At 35.8% G+C, this 13,567-nt stretch carries 16 protein-coding genes and 1 tRNA gene; 5 read left to right on the plus strand and 12 right to left on the minus strand.

Translation table 11 applies throughout. From position 1 onward, the window contains the following. Nucleotides 1-296: 296 nt before the first annotated feature. Nucleotides 297-680: a helix-turn-helix domain-containing protein gene (locus BLQ87_RS01120; RefSeq protein WP_074604888.1), complete on the minus strand. Its 384-nt coding sequence runs from the start codon at nt 678-680 to the stop codon at nt 297-299. Nucleotides 681-720: 40 nt separating this feature from the next. Further along, on the minus strand, nt 721-1,014 hold the full coding sequence (locus tag BLQ87_RS01125) for a type II toxin-antitoxin system HigB family toxin (RefSeq protein WP_074604147.1): 294 nt from the start codon (nt 1,012-1,014) through the stop codon (nt 721-723). Nucleotides 1,015-1,629: 615 nt separating this feature from the next. Between BLQ87_RS01125 and BLQ87_RS01130 the strand changes: the two genes are divergently transcribed. Further along, entirely contained in the window at nt 1,630-2,058 is a 429-nt protein-coding gene (locus tag BLQ87_RS01130) for a hypothetical protein (RefSeq protein ID WP_074604149.1), read from the plus strand. 400 nt (nt 2,059-2,458) lie between these two features. Here BLQ87_RS01130 and BLQ87_RS01135 read toward each other — a convergent pair whose 3' ends face one another. The 8 genes from BLQ87_RS01135 to BLQ87_RS01170 form a co-directional block, all read right to left on the minus strand. After that, a complete protein-coding gene (locus BLQ87_RS01135) occupies nt 2,459-3,109 on the minus strand; it encodes a class I SAM-dependent methyltransferase (RefSeq protein ID WP_074604152.1) in 651 nt (216 codons plus the stop codon). Nucleotides 3,110-3,174: 65 nt separating this feature from the next. Next, nucleotides 3,175-3,882: a helix-turn-helix domain-containing protein gene (locus tag BLQ87_RS01140; protein WP_074604155.1), complete on the minus strand. Its 708-nt coding sequence runs from the start codon at nt 3,880-3,882 to the stop codon at nt 3,175-3,177. A gap of 414 nt (nt 3,883-4,296) precedes the next feature. Then, nucleotides 4,297-5,037, minus strand: coding sequence for an ATP-binding protein (locus BLQ87_RS01145; RefSeq protein WP_083361632.1), 741 nt, complete (start codon nt 5,035-5,037; stop codon nt 4,297-4,299). A gap of 530 nt (nt 5,038-5,567) precedes the next feature. Then, nucleotides 5,568-5,951 carry a response regulator gene (locus tag BLQ87_RS01150; protein ID WP_074604160.1) on the minus strand — a complete coding sequence of 128 codons (384 nt, stop codon included), beginning with the start codon at nt 5,949-5,951 and terminating at the stop codon, nt 5,568-5,570. After that, on the minus strand, nt 5,932-6,825 hold the full coding sequence (locus tag BLQ87_RS33410; protein WP_143010296.1) for a hypothetical protein: 894 nt from the start codon (nt 6,823-6,825) through the stop codon (nt 5,932-5,934). The genes BLQ87_RS01150 and BLQ87_RS33410 overlap by 20 nt, the downstream gene beginning before the upstream one ends. Before the next feature lie 800 nt (nt 6,826-7,625). Continuing rightward, nucleotides 7,626-8,357 (minus strand): hypothetical protein, encoded by a 732-nt coding sequence (locus BLQ87_RS01160; protein ID WP_074604162.1) that lies wholly within the window; start codon nt 8,355-8,357, stop codon nt 7,626-7,628. Between the two features lie 353 nt (nt 8,358-8,710). Continuing rightward, nucleotides 8,711-8,977, minus strand: coding sequence for a hypothetical protein (locus tag BLQ87_RS01165; RefSeq protein ID WP_074604163.1), 267 nt, complete (start codon nt 8,975-8,977; stop codon nt 8,711-8,713). A gap of 28 nt (nt 8,978-9,005) precedes the next feature. Further along, complete coding sequence (locus BLQ87_RS01170) at nt 9,006-9,608, minus strand: hypothetical protein (RefSeq protein WP_143010297.1); 603 nt, start codon at nt 9,606-9,608, stop codon at nt 9,006-9,008. A 347-nt stretch (nt 9,609-9,955) separates the two neighbouring features. Between BLQ87_RS01170 and BLQ87_RS01175 the strand changes: the two genes are divergently transcribed. Genes BLQ87_RS01175 through BLQ87_RS01190 form a run of 4 tightly spaced genes read left to right on the plus strand, consistent with a single transcriptional unit; the run spans nt 9,956 to nt 11,891 of the window. Next, the gene (locus tag BLQ87_RS01175; RefSeq protein ID WP_074604168.1) at nt 9,956-10,213 is read left to right on the plus strand and encodes a helix-turn-helix domain-containing protein; all 258 of its coding nucleotides are present in this window, start codon (nt 9,956-9,958) and stop codon (nt 10,211-10,213) included. Between the two features lie 31 nt (nt 10,214-10,244). Continuing rightward, on the plus strand, nt 10,245-10,820 hold the full coding sequence (locus BLQ87_RS01180; RefSeq protein WP_074604170.1) for a DUF5063 domain-containing protein: 576 nt from the start codon (nt 10,245-10,247) through the stop codon (nt 10,818-10,820). Between the two features lie 53 nt (nt 10,821-10,873). Next, nucleotides 10,874-11,197, plus strand: coding sequence for a hypothetical protein (locus BLQ87_RS01185; RefSeq protein WP_074604173.1), 324 nt, complete (start codon nt 10,874-10,876; stop codon nt 11,195-11,197). A 4-nt stretch (nt 11,198-11,201) separates the two neighbouring features. Beyond that, nucleotides 11,202-11,891 (plus strand): hypothetical protein, encoded by a 690-nt coding sequence (locus tag BLQ87_RS01190; protein WP_074604175.1) that lies wholly within the window; start codon nt 11,202-11,204, stop codon nt 11,889-11,891. A 111-nt stretch (nt 11,892-12,002) separates the two neighbouring features. On the opposite strand, the gene BLQ87_RS01195 is transcribed toward BLQ87_RS01190, so the two are convergent. Then, the gene (locus BLQ87_RS01195; RefSeq protein ID WP_074604890.1) at nt 12,003-13,220 is read right to left on the minus strand and encodes a site-specific integrase; all 1,218 of its coding nucleotides are present in this window, start codon (nt 13,218-13,220) and stop codon (nt 12,003-12,005) included. Nucleotides 13,221-13,468: 248 nt separating this feature from the next. After that, a tRNA-Ser gene (locus tag BLQ87_RS01200) sits at nt 13,469-13,558 on the minus strand. Between the last annotated feature and the right edge of the window lie 9 nt (nt 13,559-13,567).

The following is a 13,567-nucleotide window of genomic DNA, read 5'->3' on the forward strand; positions in this document are numbered from 1 at the left end:
TTTAGAGCTGCATCTGTTTGGTATAGTTACACAAACTGAATTTTTTAATAAACATCATCTGCCATGAAAAAATTACGAAGTTAAACAAATTTAGCCTTGCAGTTAATTGAAATCAATGTATTCGATACTATAACATGTTTAATGTCATTTTGATATATGTTTTTTGGTGAGTTCTTACCTGTTCAAAATTTACTCACCGAATCACTCACCAGTCTTGTTTTTTTGTAGCTGCAAATGCTATGGTAATAATTTACATAAAGCAATATAACAAATTAAGGAGAGAGTAATGGTATGGTTTAAATCCCTGCTTTCAGTTCATATTCTTTTACCAGTGCTTCGGCTGGTATGTGCAGGAGTTTACTGAATTTACGGATCATGGTTAGGGAAAGTGACTGTTTGTAATTCAGTACTTTACTTACTGTTCCTTTGTCACCATAGGCTTCTGCTAGGTCTGCTGACTTATAGCCAAAATCTTCCATACGGATCCTGATCATTTCCACAGGGTCAACTTCAGGGAGTTCAGATCCTTTATTTTCATATTCGGAAATCAGGTGTACCAAAAGCAATTTTTCCTTGTGTTCCTGTGTTCCTTTTGGTGCAGCCTTTATTTCCTCATACCTCGCAGCAGCACGCTCGTACTCTTGCTCAGTTTCAATTAAAAACCAGTTTAGGTTTTTCATATACATTTTCTATAATTACTACATTTCAGCGAAACAGGTGCTATATGGTTTCTGCATCAATGTCATCATATTCAGAATGGGTTCCAATGAACCTGATCTCTACAATTCCGTCGTCATAATCCACCTCGACGATTAGGCGGTATTTGTTCCCGACGATCTTGAATCTTGCCCGGTCATTTTTAATGATCCCGGCTTTCGGGAAGTCCTGTAAGACATCTGTACTTTTTGTCCAAACGGCTTTTGTAGTAACCGTTTTCCAGACGCTTAGGCTTTTAGCTGAATCTGCATGTTTTTTTGCAAACGCATCCAACCTCTTTAAGAAAATAACTTTCATGTGCTGAAATGTTGTAGATTAATGTTTCGATCTGTGCCATTTTGTTATAATTTAATGTGAAAAGTTTTTTGTTGGTGGGTTTGCCTCTTTTTGCATTAACATACTGCTCCGCTCCCGGAGCTTTCGGTTAAACAAATATAAGTATTAGTTGGTTATTTGCCAACTTTTATGCGGAATATTTTTTACGTAAGACTGGGATTACAATGGGCAGAGGTTTGATTTGGTTGAGGCAGTAGAAATCACAGAAAAGGGATTGTTTGTGTTGGTTTTACGTTGGTGCTTCTATTCCAGTTTTCGCCCGCTATGCTTTTAAACCTTCCCAAAATTTTGAGTATGCCTGTACTTCCGGTATAAACTGAACAAACTGAATTGGATAACCCTGAAAGGAATGCTATGTGTTAGATAATGAGAGCATTAATTTAAGCAGGATGTTCGCCCTAAGCGATGCCCGCTTTACTTTTCGTCTTGCAGTTTTAGGCTGAGGCCTTTCGGGAATGGGGGTATTGAATGGTTTTGTTCGGGTGAAAAGAATGTTTTTTTCTTAACATTCAGCCCGATAATTATAAATAGCTTTAATAATTGATTATGATCTATTAGCCTCTTAAATCTAAATTTATGCAAAAAGCAATTGCTTTCTCCAACAATGATGTGATAACCATTGCCTGGAGCTTTGACAGGAAGCCTGAGGGATGTCTGGGTTTCGCCATTTACCGTATCAATCCGGACGGTCATGAAGAATCACTGCCGAATAAGGCGGTGTTTCCCGACACGCTGGAAGTTGATGACAGGTCTTCAGCAAGGTTTCCGATACAGAAGTTTTACTGGAAGGATGTATATGCGCGGCCGGTTGCTGAGCGTACAGGGAACAGCGTATTAAATGGAACTAATGGAATAATTGAAGTACCCAATTACAAAAAACACGTAAACAAGAAAAGCGGAAATGATCTCCGACCATTCCCGCTTTATAAATTAACGCTCTCATATATAAAGACGTTAAGAAACATTAAATATTGTGTAGCCCCAAAGATTAACTTTTGGTATTGATCCGGATTAATGAGAGTTTTGATACCTGACTAAAACAAAAAAGCCTGAAATCTTACGATTCCAGGCTTTTTGTAGATTTTGATATCTCAGCGGAGAGTGGGGGAACTGTACCCCGGGTAAAAATCCCGCTTTAATATGGTGTCAGAGAGGTTTGTGATTAATGACTCACCGAATCACTCACCGATCTTAATTTCTTTTTTAGCTGCAAATGCTATACTTAAATTTAAGTGTTTTTTATTAAAATCTATGTTTTAAATCTGATTTTCAGTATCAAGTTCAGTAAGGTTGAGAAACTCCTTCAAGTCATTTTCGAAAACCATGGTTACAAATATAACTCCTTCTTGAAACCCTCAAGTATCCTAACGCAGGTCTGTGAATATAATTTGGGATGCTTGCGGGTTTATTTTTCGGCCTGGTAATAACAGTAGCTGCCGAGTTTGGTATTGATGTAATCTGCTTCAGTGACCTGTTTGAATCCAGCCTGACCGATCAGCCATGGCATGAGCCCATTCACGTTGTCGCTGGTGGTTTTAAAGCCGTCGATGAGCTGTACTAGGTAAAAAAGGAGGCGCATGAGTTTAGATTTTGGTTTTCCCCAGTCTCCGATAACGAGCTGGCCTGAGGGCCGGAGTACCCGGTAAATCTCTTTCAGGCACAGCGCCTTGGTGCCTCTGTCCAGGTGATGGAACACCAGGGAGCTGAGTACTTTGTCAAATGACTGATCGGGATACGGAAAGGTTTTGCCGTCGTAAAGGTCAAGGGGCAGGATGAATCCCTGTTTGGTCATGTTTTTTATGGCTATTGCTTTTACTTTAGGATCGATGTCCAATCCGCTGAGTTTAACGTTGGGGTTTTGCCGATGGATTTTGATGAGATTCTGTGCGGTTCCGTAGCCAAATTCGAGTATGGTTTCTCCGCTTTTGGGGGCGAGCCAATCGATCAGCCTGGTTCTGAACTTGTTTTCGGGCATGGTGATTTTAACAGCAAGGTCGTAAAACCGAGTAAGATAGTCGAATGCCAGGGCTGGTGTATATTCTTTTTTTGTGCTCATATTCTTTGCTTTAGAGTTGGACACAAAATTCCACAAAGAACAGGTTTAAAACTTGTACAAAACGGCTAACTTTTCAGTACGAAGGATGGTCCTGTCCCGAACATTTTATAAAAGGCTCTGTGGAAATGGGAAGAGTCTGTAAAACCTGCGGAATGTGCGCAAGTTGTTAAGGAATGTCCTTCCCTTGAATTTGAAACGGCCAGCAGGATTTTTTTCCAGAGGATGTATTGATGAACGGAGATGCCCAGCTGTGCTTTGAACAAATGGGCGAGCCTGTCTTTGGATAAAAACGAAAGTGCTGCCAGCTCGTTCAGACTGATTTTCTGGTCGGCAAAGGCTTTGTCTATCGCCTGAATACAGCCTGTAATCCTGGGGTCTATGTCCTGGGAGCTGGTGCTTTTCCCGAGGTGCGAGATTTGTGGCATATCAAAGTTTCCCTCTTGGTGGAGCTGCCGTACTTCGGGTACATTGGTCAGAACGTTTTTTGATCCAGCGAGCTGGTATTGTTGCATGAAGTAGTGGCCGATGTGGGAAAGGGGGTCCAGGAACAGCAGGTTACAGCTTGAGTTCAGGCTGTTGAAACTGTGCGTCAGGTTGGGTGGGATAATGACGTTTTGAAGGTTGGTATAATTGCCTTGCTGGGTACTTAGCTCGAATAGGCCGTTGATGCTACACACAATTTCGATGGCATAATGCGCATGTCTTTTGGTCAGGTAGTTGCTCCTGGAAAATAGGGTATAACCTTTCTCGATATCAAATATGGCTATGGACATGTTGCTGTTGTGCGGGCCTAAATTACAAATTATCTGCTGGTGTTTAGTGAATCCATAGATATGAGTAGCAAGTCTAAATGAAACGACTATGTTAAAGATTATTGATTAACAAATTTAACGTCGCAGTGATTAGAAATCAAAATGGTTTGTCTTTTAAACATTGTTTAATATCAATTTAATATCGATTGTTCAGTGAGTTTTTACAAGTTCAAGATTTACTCACCAATCTTATGTGAATAAATGAGAATTTTGATACCTGATAAAAACGAAAAAGCCTGAAATCTTACGATTCCAGGCTTTTTGTATGGCTTTGATCACCATTTAGCGGGGATCAAGGGAGTCCGGTGCAACACTTGGAGGGTGTTTTCTCGATTTTGAAGGATCTTTACTTAAGATAATGATATCTCGTTATTGCTACTTCAGTAAATATTCATGAGCAGGAATAACATGAATGACCTTTCCATTTTTTTCGAATTGATCTTTTTGTGAAATGGTAACTAAAGTTCCTTCTTCAATATTAAATAACTCCAATGCTTCAATCATTCCATTGAGTTCTCTGTCTAGATTATCTGGATTTAATTCATAACATACCTGGATAGCTTGATGAAAAGCCCCATTTTTAAATGCAATAAAATCACATTCTCCTTTTTCTGAAAAATAATAAATCTCTTTATAAGTTCGGCGAAGATGCAAAAAAATGAGGTTTTCGAATTTACGCCCATTGTCTTCGGTAAAAGACCCTGAATTGACATTCACAAGGCCAGTATCAATTGCATATACTTTCCTCGGGTTGGCAATTTGTTTTTTTAGAGAGTAGCTAAACTTAGGCACAAAATGTAATAAATAGGAATATTCCATATGTGACAAATATTCCAATACGGTACTGGTAGCACCTACTTCAAAAATGTTTTTAAGCTTATTACCCGATACGGGTTTTCCGACATTTGAGATTAGATACTGGGCAAGGCGCTGGAGTGTTCTGATGTCTTTGATACTGTAACGCACTGCAATATCACGAATCAGTATGTCTTCAAAAAGATGGTTTAGAATATCGTCGGTTCTTTCTTTAATATATTCTGGAAAGCCACCGATTGTCAAATAGTTAATTAGCGATTGGGCTGAAGGTTTTAATTCAAATTCGAAATAAGGTGACACTTCCTTTCAAAGCATGTTTTCTGAAATATATAAGCATAAGTGAGGTTCTTATTATGGCTTGGAGCAATATCTAATAAAATTAAAGTAGAATTTGTAAAAAGTCAATTAGTATAGTTGGAAGCGAGGGAGGAGAGAGTTAGAACACCGAAAAGTGCATGCAAAAGCATTATAAACAGTAAAGCCCAACATTGTTGGGCTTTAAATTACTTTTGCGGAGAGTGGGGGATTCGAACCCCGGGTTAAAATCCCGCTTTAATATGGTGTCGAAGAGGTTTGTGATTGGCGACTCACCGAATCACTCACCAGTCTTGTTTCTTTTTTAGCTGCAAATGCTATATAGTAAAAGTAAATAATTTCTAAGATAAAAGCATTATTCATCTTTGGTGTTTTAATGACATAACCATAGTGGTTAGGTTGAACAATTGAATTCCCTCGGTATCTTCACTTTGATATTGCTCCCATTCAACGTCTTTTGTTCCAATTTTGGCTTAATTTGGCCAGTTGATACCTTCTGTTGGTAAATCATTTTTCTATAAAGAAAGTCCATAAAAATCAAATGCATCCTTAATCTTGGTAAGGCTTATAGGTTTAGGGATAATAGGGTAATCTGGAAGGTTAAGCGCTTTTAATCTATCTTTTATGGCTATGTGTCCTGTTAAAATCATAATTTTCATCGAATCCAACTCCAACCTTTTCATTTCTTCTAGCAGTTGGAAGCCGTCTAGTGTGCTTTTTATTGATAGGTCAATATCAATAATGACGTATGCATAGTCTGATAGGTTTTTTAGATCGCCAAAATCCTGAGAAGAAGGGAATACTTTATATTCCAATTTGTTGTCGAAATATAATAGGTTAAAACCATCAAATGAGGTCTTAATGGCTCTAAACTCATTTTCAAATATTGCTATTTCCATCTTCGATCTTTAATGTTAAAGTTAATATTAAGTTCTCATTTAAAAGAGTCATTTTATGTTTAATATCCTGTTGAATGAGATATTGTTTCACCATCCTTAATCCAGTACTTGATCGTTTCATCATTTCGTTCACATTTTCCTGATTGAAATCTTGGGTAACTTTGTTAATTACGGCTCGTTGTTTGTCAATGTTTTTCACTTGGTTTTTAAAACTGATGCTCGTTCCAGTCTTATTATGGAAGGTTACTACACATGAACCGGTTGAATACTTTTTTAGGTTAATAATTAACTCCTCAATAACATAAGATATCAAGTTTAAGTTAATTAAAACCTTTTTGTCAAAGGTGTTTTCATTCCACTCGACACTATAATTAAACTGAATAGCATTGTCCTCTTCACATATATTGCGAACTATCGAAAATAGCTTTCTTAAACTAATTATCTTAGTCTCAGATATAATATTATGGATCATCGTTTTTTCTGCCATTTGATTCATTTTAGCAGTAATTGGAGCAAGGCTATCTATAGCGTTTTTTTTCTCTGTTTCTATAAGTTCTTTCAGTTGATCAACTTTACTTGGTTCAGTCTCAGGAAGAAGTCTTAACATTTCAAAGTAATTAAGTACTGGTGACAGCTTATTGTTTAAATAATGGATTGCATTCACTGCAGTTTCAATGCTCTCCATTCTGTTTTTTAATTCTTTGAAATACTTTTTGTTTTCCAAGCTTAACTGGTATTCAGTATAAGCAACCTGTACGATCTTTGAGAACAGTGGTTCTAAAACTTTGGTTACATATATATTTAACGCAATATCTATGGGTGGTCTTCTATAGAAGTCTACAAAGAAAACGTACTTATTTGCTTTATATTCCATTATAAGAAAAAGATTTTGTTTACTTTCTCTCCCGTCTAAGACTATAGTTTGGTTCGACAGACTATTTTCGGTAAGTAATGTTTCGCATAATGTGGCGTTATCCTTAATAATAATATTTGCAATGAATTCTGAGCTTAACAAGATTTTTAATCCTTTTTCATCCCGAAGTTGAAAAAGAATAATACTTCTTAGTGGGATCCATCGAGAGACGAACTTATTTTGTTCATGTCTTTTAACTACTTCTTTAAGAATTCGGTGTGTTTTACCAATATTGAGATTATCTCGGTAGAATTCCTCAATGATAGAGTAAAGATTGTTGACATAATTAATTAAATAGAACCGGAAAGAGATCAGTGAGTTTATGAGACTAATTGCAAAAATAGAAGTTAGAAATAACCAGTTGAACTTGAAATCATTAATAATAAAATGTGTTATCAGAATTACGGCAGATAATCTAACAGAAAATGGTCTAATCTTACGTTTCCCTGAATGATTAATGTTGTTTAGAAGTGGAAGTAAAAGGAAGAGTGATATTTGTAAATTTTCTAATGGTTTTCCATATAAGATAATACCCATAAATGCATAGTCATTTACTAATCTTAGAAATGCAAGTAATTTGTGTTTGTTAAATAACGAAGAGTAGATCGCTATGTATATGCAAATAGCTAACAAATACCAGTAGATACTAAAGTGATTTTGATAAACTGAAATTAGAAATACCGCATAAATAATTAAGATTGCTCTAAATAGTATTGATATTGCCAACTTTATTACGGAGTCAGTTACTTTTATGATTGACATTATATTTTAAATCTTGATTTAAGTTGATCTACGAAAACATTTACAACAATAGCTATAAAAAAGCACTTAGTGAGTATTAATACTAATGTGCCCCAAATATTAACGGGCAGTACAAACTTATCTTGTTGAATATCGAAAATGGACATCAATATGTTAGAACAATGATTTAAAAAAAAAGAGTCACTTACTTGATAATAAGTAGTTTTAAAAAGGACAGGGAAATCTTTGGGGGCAGGTAGATAAATAATAAAACAGAGCATGAAGCATGTTATTAATGCAATAGCAATACTCCAATTATTATATAAACACCCTGTGAAAAACAGTTTGAAAAAATTTCTGAATTTGAAATTTTGGCATTCCTTTTTAAATTCAACTTTATTAAGTAGATTTTCAAATTCAATCGTTTTTTCAAAAAGATGTTCCCGCTTGATTTCTCTTAATGCGTATTCTAGTAAATTAAATTGCTGTTCAACATTGAATAACTGAATAAGATCAACAATGTGACTTTCGCTGAATTCATCATAGTTATATTGTTTTTCTTTCAGGGACTGTATATAGAAATATATATACTTTTTAACGTCAACATAAATGTCATTCTGTAATCTAGGGATGGATGAATGAAGCTTTAGTTGAATAATATTATTAATACATGTAGATTTTTCACTTGCCTCTGTAGCGTTTACTAGGCGTAATTCTTCATCATTAATTAAATCAAAAATGGTAATAGTCATTCGAGTTGCGTTTTTTAATATAATTTTGGCTGGAGTTTTATCAAATATATGCTAAGTAGGCATGGGTTGGCAACTATTAGTTATTAACAAAGCTAGATTTGAAAAAGAATGGTTGGAATAATTATATTAAAATCAATAATTTTTAGTAGATATTTTATTTAGTAATTATCAGGTTGTTGTGAGGTCTTGTTTTAATACTTGAGACTGTAATGGTGGTGGATTTTACAAGGGCAGTTTTGCCCCACGCGCATTTTCGGCCTGCAAAATCCCATGCGCTCGTTGCCCAATTGGGATTTTGCTTTGGTGTTTACCGAAATGGTCTCTGCTCTAAACGAACGCAAGAAGCTTAACACTCAATGGAGGAGTTCTTTTAAACTTCTGGCTTCCGGATTTCGACTTGCCAGTGTTCCCGGCGCAAAGTCAAACAATTGTTCAATAATGACTACTTTTTCATAGGGAACATCCTGAACATCATCTACCAGAATTCTCCGGTAATTGTGAAATGTATTTAAAGAAACGCCCAATAGTTTTGGAAGAAGTTGTACTATTTTGCGGTATTGCCACGCGTTTAGGTTGTATAAATATTCATTGATCCTGTATTTGCTAATCTGTTCGTTCATAACATTAGTTTTAAGGGTGTGCATGGTTTTAGTCTACGGTTGTGTCATTGCTTACATAGAGTAGTACATTTTGGGTAATGTCAATCAGATAAATGACCTCTATCAGCTTTTCCAGATACTCTTTCACAAGTACCATGACACTTCCGTCCTCAATAACTTCATCAATGGTCATCTGACGATAAGCATATTCAACAATCCGACTTAACATTAACCGCCATTCGTTCAGGCTTAGAAAACTGAAAAAATCTTTAAAAAAGCAATGGGTGTTTTTAATCTCTTCCTGAGAAAGGTTTTTAAAATGGGTGCTTATTAATACGTTGCAATAACGGGTGAGGTCTTTTGCACAAGGTGAGGCATTGGAAGAAGCACAATGAAGCGAGAACTTTGTACCCTTACAAAAGAAGATGTGTCCGGCTTCTAAAAGTTTAAGTAAACATCTGTAATTGTAAAAATACTCTTCGCTTTTACCGTGCTGTGTGGTGCTACATGCAGAGCGAATCAGGTCGTGGATTTGTGTGCGGAATGCTTCAATGTCAATTTCATGTCTGCAAAAGTCCGCAATGAAGGTGTGAGGGTTTAAGATCTGCTTATCCGTAAGCTGATTGTACCGAAGGTTTCTTTTTTTGCTCATAATTTTGAAAATTAATTGAGCCCTGGAGATGCAGAAATAGGTGCGGAACTGCATCTCGTGGTTGCATAAAAGTTTCTGAAGCCTTACGTAACACGAGTGTACAGCAGTCCCGCACCTATTTTAGGAATATGCAAATATAGCATATTAGTAAATAGGCTTGGTATTCTGCTGTCTTGCGTTACGGCTTCAGAAATGCAACCGCAAGACCCTTAATGTCTTAATAACTGTTTATTATCGCATATATAATTATTTAATACTCTAAGATAAGGATATAGCTTGTATACTCCAAATAAAAATACTCTTTTTATGGAGTGTGTTAAAATGGAGTATTTGCTTTACTTTATTTCATGGCAAACAAGAATCTTTTAACAAGTGAACAAGAATTAAAGAAGATAGGTTTAAGACTTAAAGGCCTTCGTAAATCCAAAGGTTACACAAGTCCAGATACGTTTTCTTATGAGAATAACTTGAATCGTTCTCAGTATGGTAAGTATGAGGCTGGAAGCGCAAATATAACTATTGGCACATTGATCAATATTTTAAATTGCTTCGGTGTGAGCCTGAGTGAGTTTTTCAATGAAGAATATGAAAATCTAAATAAATAGTGGGCTAGGAGCTGAATGCAAACCATAAAAAATGAAAGTATATAATCTCTCAGCTGATTTAAAGGAGTTTATGGAAAGGTCAAGCACAAATATTTTTCTGTCGAAGGCCAGGGAATTTGTCTTTCTTTTAGAAACTCCAGATATCGATAAAAATGTGTTTTATTCGGAAGCACATGTAAAGCTTTTAGAGCTTTATTATGCAGGACATAAGTTAGACTTAATTGAATTAAAATATTCCTCTGCTGAAAGTGGGATTAACAATGATTTTGAAAACAAGAATGTTAATCTGATTTCTGAGCTTGGATTACAAGAATATTATTGGGAGGTTCATGACCCAAGGTATTTCGAAATGAAGGAAGGGCTGGATGAAGGTACTTCTTTGTCAGACAAAGAAGCATCACAAGGAATGCTATCTGATGATTTCATGGATATCTATGTGGATTTAAAAAAATCACTATCACAAATTGATAAAATGGAAACAGACGAAGCTATCGAAGATGCTTTTTGGCAATTGAAGTGGGGATTTTCAAATCATTGGGGGCATCACTGCATAAACGCATTGCGTTACCTTCACTATCTTAATTATGATGGAAAAAAAACGCTTTAGTCTAACTGCAAATGTTAGTCAACCAGGTCTAATATATTCTTATAACACTTAATATGTGGATACCAATTTCATTAAAAAAATTAGAAAATTTGATTTTAAGTGGAGAGTTAGAGCTTGAAGATGAATTATTGAATTTCTGGAACTTAATAAAAATAGAACCTCGAAAATGGCAAGAGGAAGAATACGGAGATGAGGGAGGTGGATTCTGGGTTGTTGCAATTTTTGGAAATGAAGTTATCTATTACAACGACATTGAGGATGGGTTTAATATTTCAGAATATAAAACCTATGGACAGATTCGGGAGTATCACTGTAGTCAAAGTGAACTTAATTGGACTGTAATTGGACTTTACGAACGTATTAAAATTAAAAACTAAAAAAATGGACTGGAGATATAATACTATATGGTTTGAGCAATTAGAGCAAGGCGATTTCTTTACAAAGGATTTTAAAGAAAACTCTATTTCTACCGATAATAAGGATTTTGGAAGTGCTAAATATGCTATCTTATGGTATTTAAAAAGAAAGCTAGGCTCATTTGATAATTTATGTGATTCAGATAGATTACTCTATCTTGAATTAAACTGGGCTAATATTACAGATTTTACTGGAATTGGAAAGTTCAATAACTTGAAAAGACTTGAACTTCATTCTTGTGTGAAACTTGAGAGCGATAATGGTTTAAATCAATTGAGTGATAGTATTGAGTTTTTGCATATAAATCAATCGAAGAAATTCAAATTTGACCATGAACTGTGTGAACTTAAAAAGCTAAAGGTTTTGCGCTTAAATAGCTGTGGTCCAATTGAAAGTCTTGATTTTTTAAGTCACTTGCCTAGCCTAGTTGACTTTCGTTTTGTTAATACAAATGTTTTAGATGGTAACCTTAACCCAGTTTTAGAGCATCCGACAATAAGATCGGTGGGTTTTTTCAATAAAAGGCACTACAATCTTAAAGAAGACAAATTAACTTTAGAACTCGGGAATAAGTTCTCAGAAGAGCATAAAACCTTCGCTTATAAAGGAGATTACTCTACTTTCAGGATTGATTATGGAGATAACAACAGTTAAAATCTGCTAAACAAGAAAAACGGAAATGATCTCCGACCATTCCCGCTTTATAAATTAACGCTCTCATATATAAAGACGCTAAGGAGCGTTAAATATTGTGTGCCCTGCAGATTAAATTACTGCATATTTCTTTTTCAATAGCGCCATATCAGCACCAACCTTAATATCCAGTATTTTTGCATAATGTTGAGTAGTTTGGATATTTGTATGACCGAGCATTTTTGAAACACTTTCTATAGGAATTCCATTCAGTAAGGTAACAGTTGTCGCAAATGTATGCCGGGCAATGTGAAAGGTTATTGGTTTGTCTATACCGCAGAAGTCAGCTATTTCCTTTAGATAGCTATTCATCTTCTGATTGCTTAAAACAGGAAACAGCAATCCGGTATTTAAGCAGATCCGGTTTTCCTGATATTGATTTAATAGGGCAGAGGCCATCGGTAATAAAGGGATGCGTGCAGGAGTGTTGGTTTTCTCTCTTTTTATGGAAATCCATTTCTCGCCATCTATACCATTTACAATGTCTATCCCTCTTAGATTTTTAACATCTATATACGAAAGGCCAGTGTAGCAGCAAAACAAAAAGATGTCTCTTACGTGAGTGAGCCTTTCAGTTGCCATCTTTTTACTAGTCATCAACAAAATCTCTTCAGCGTTGAGATAAACCCGATCTACTTTTTTGACTTTAGGTTTGTAGTTTAAGAACGGATCAATGCTTAACCAGCCATTGGAAAGGCAAATACGGATAATTTTACCGAAGTTCTTGAGATACTTCACGGCAGAGTTGTTTGCGCATTTACGGACAGAACGGAGGTAGTAGTCATACTCAGAAATGAAAGTATAGTCTACTTTTTTGATTTCAATATCTAGGAGACCATATTTCCACGTTAGGAAATCTATCGTGTGTTTTAATGATGTGCGGTAACGTTCCGCAGTTCCCTTCTTAAATTCACTTCCAATCAATGATTCCATTTTCAGGTTATGATCCTTAAAGACTTCAATTAAGGTCATACACTTCTCTGTCTTGCCCTGGAATTTATTACGCAGCGTTTCGGCAGTAATCATTTCATCTGCTTCCATTAAAAGACTGTGCGCTTCATAAACTTTAATCTGTAGGTGATCTAAGAAGGTATTCAGTGTCTTGATTTCTTCTTTATTACCATTTGCTCTGCCTACACGGGCATTCCATCTGAAGGATTCACAACTAGGTCCAGTGGTCACTTCTGATCGGTTACCATTCACTGTGATACGTAAATAGATAGGGGCAACGCCTTTTTGATAATTCTTTGGCTTCTTCATGTAGAAGAGCAAGCTGAAATTGGTTTTCATAATGTTAAACATTAAAAAGTAAACAAATTTAGCCTTGCAGTGATTGAGAATCAAGATGTTTAGTCTTGTAGCCTGTTCAATATCAGTTTAATATTTAATTTCTGGTGCATCGTTTTCTTTTAAAGATTTATTCACCGAATCACTCACCAATCTTTTGAAAATTAATGAGAGTTTTAATACCCAACTAAAATCAAAAAAAGCCTGAAATCTTACGATTCCAGGCTTTTTGTATGGCTTTGATCACCATTTGGCGGAGAGTGGGGGATTCGAACCCGCGGACCCTTTGACAAGTCAACAGTTTTCAAGACTGCCGCAATCGACCACTCTGCCAACTCTCCGGCGCAAAA

The organism is Pedobacter steynii, from assembly GCF_900103665.1.
Classification (GTDB): domain Bacteria; phylum Bacteroidota; class Bacteroidia; order Sphingobacteriales; family Sphingobacteriaceae; genus Pedobacter; species Pedobacter steynii.

Bases quoted from the DNA above. Each gene is read 5' to 3' on its own strand.
- BLQ87_RS01120 (WP_074604888.1), bottom strand. From the start codon at position 680: ATGAAAAACCTAAACTGGTTTTTAATTGAAACTGAGCAAGAGTACGAG.
- BLQ87_RS01125 (WP_074604147.1), bottom strand. From the start codon at position 1,014: ATGAAAGTTATTTTCTTAAAGAGGTTGGATGCGTTTGCAAAAAAACAT.
- BLQ87_RS01130 (WP_074604149.1), top strand. From the start codon at position 1,630: ATGCAAAAAGCAATTGCTTTCTCCAACAATGATGTGATAACCATTGCC.
- BLQ87_RS01135 (WP_074604152.1), bottom strand. From the start codon at position 3,109: ATGAGCACAAAAAAAGAATATACACCAGCCCTGGCATTCGACTATCTT.
- BLQ87_RS01140 (WP_074604155.1), bottom strand. From the start codon at position 3,882: ATGTCCATAGCCATATTTGATATCGAGAAAGGTTATACCCTATTTTCC.
- BLQ87_RS01150 (WP_074604160.1), bottom strand. From the start codon at position 5,951: ATGGAAATAGCAATATTTGAAAATGAGTTTAGAGCCATTAAGACCTCA.
- BLQ87_RS33410 (WP_143010296.1), bottom strand. From the start codon at position 6,825: ATGGAATATAAAGCAAATAAGTACGTTTTCTTTGTAGACTTCTATAGA.
- BLQ87_RS01160 (WP_074604162.1), bottom strand. From the start codon at position 8,357: ATGACTATTACCATTTTTGATTTAATTAATGATGAAGAATTACGCCTA.
- BLQ87_RS01165 (WP_074604163.1), bottom strand. From the start codon at position 8,977: ATGAACGAACAGATTAGCAAATACAGGATCAATGAATATTTATACAAC.
- BLQ87_RS01170 (WP_143010297.1), bottom strand. From the start codon at position 9,608: ATGAGCAAAAAAAGAAACCTTCGGTACAATCAGCTTACGGATAAGCAG.
- BLQ87_RS01175 (WP_074604168.1), top strand. From the start codon at position 9,956: ATGGCAAACAAGAATCTTTTAACAAGTGAACAAGAATTAAAGAAGATA.
- BLQ87_RS01180 (WP_074604170.1), top strand. From the start codon at position 10,245: ATGAAAGTATATAATCTCTCAGCTGATTTAAAGGAGTTTATGGAAAGG.
- BLQ87_RS01185 (WP_074604173.1), top strand. From the start codon at position 10,874: ATGTGGATACCAATTTCATTAAAAAAATTAGAAAATTTGATTTTAAGT.
- BLQ87_RS01190 (WP_074604175.1), top strand. From the start codon at position 11,202: ATGGACTGGAGATATAATACTATATGGTTTGAGCAATTAGAGCAAGGC.
- BLQ87_RS01195 (WP_074604890.1), bottom strand. From the start codon at position 13,220: ATGAAAACCAATTTCAGCTTGCTCTTCTACATGAAGAAGCCAAAGAAT.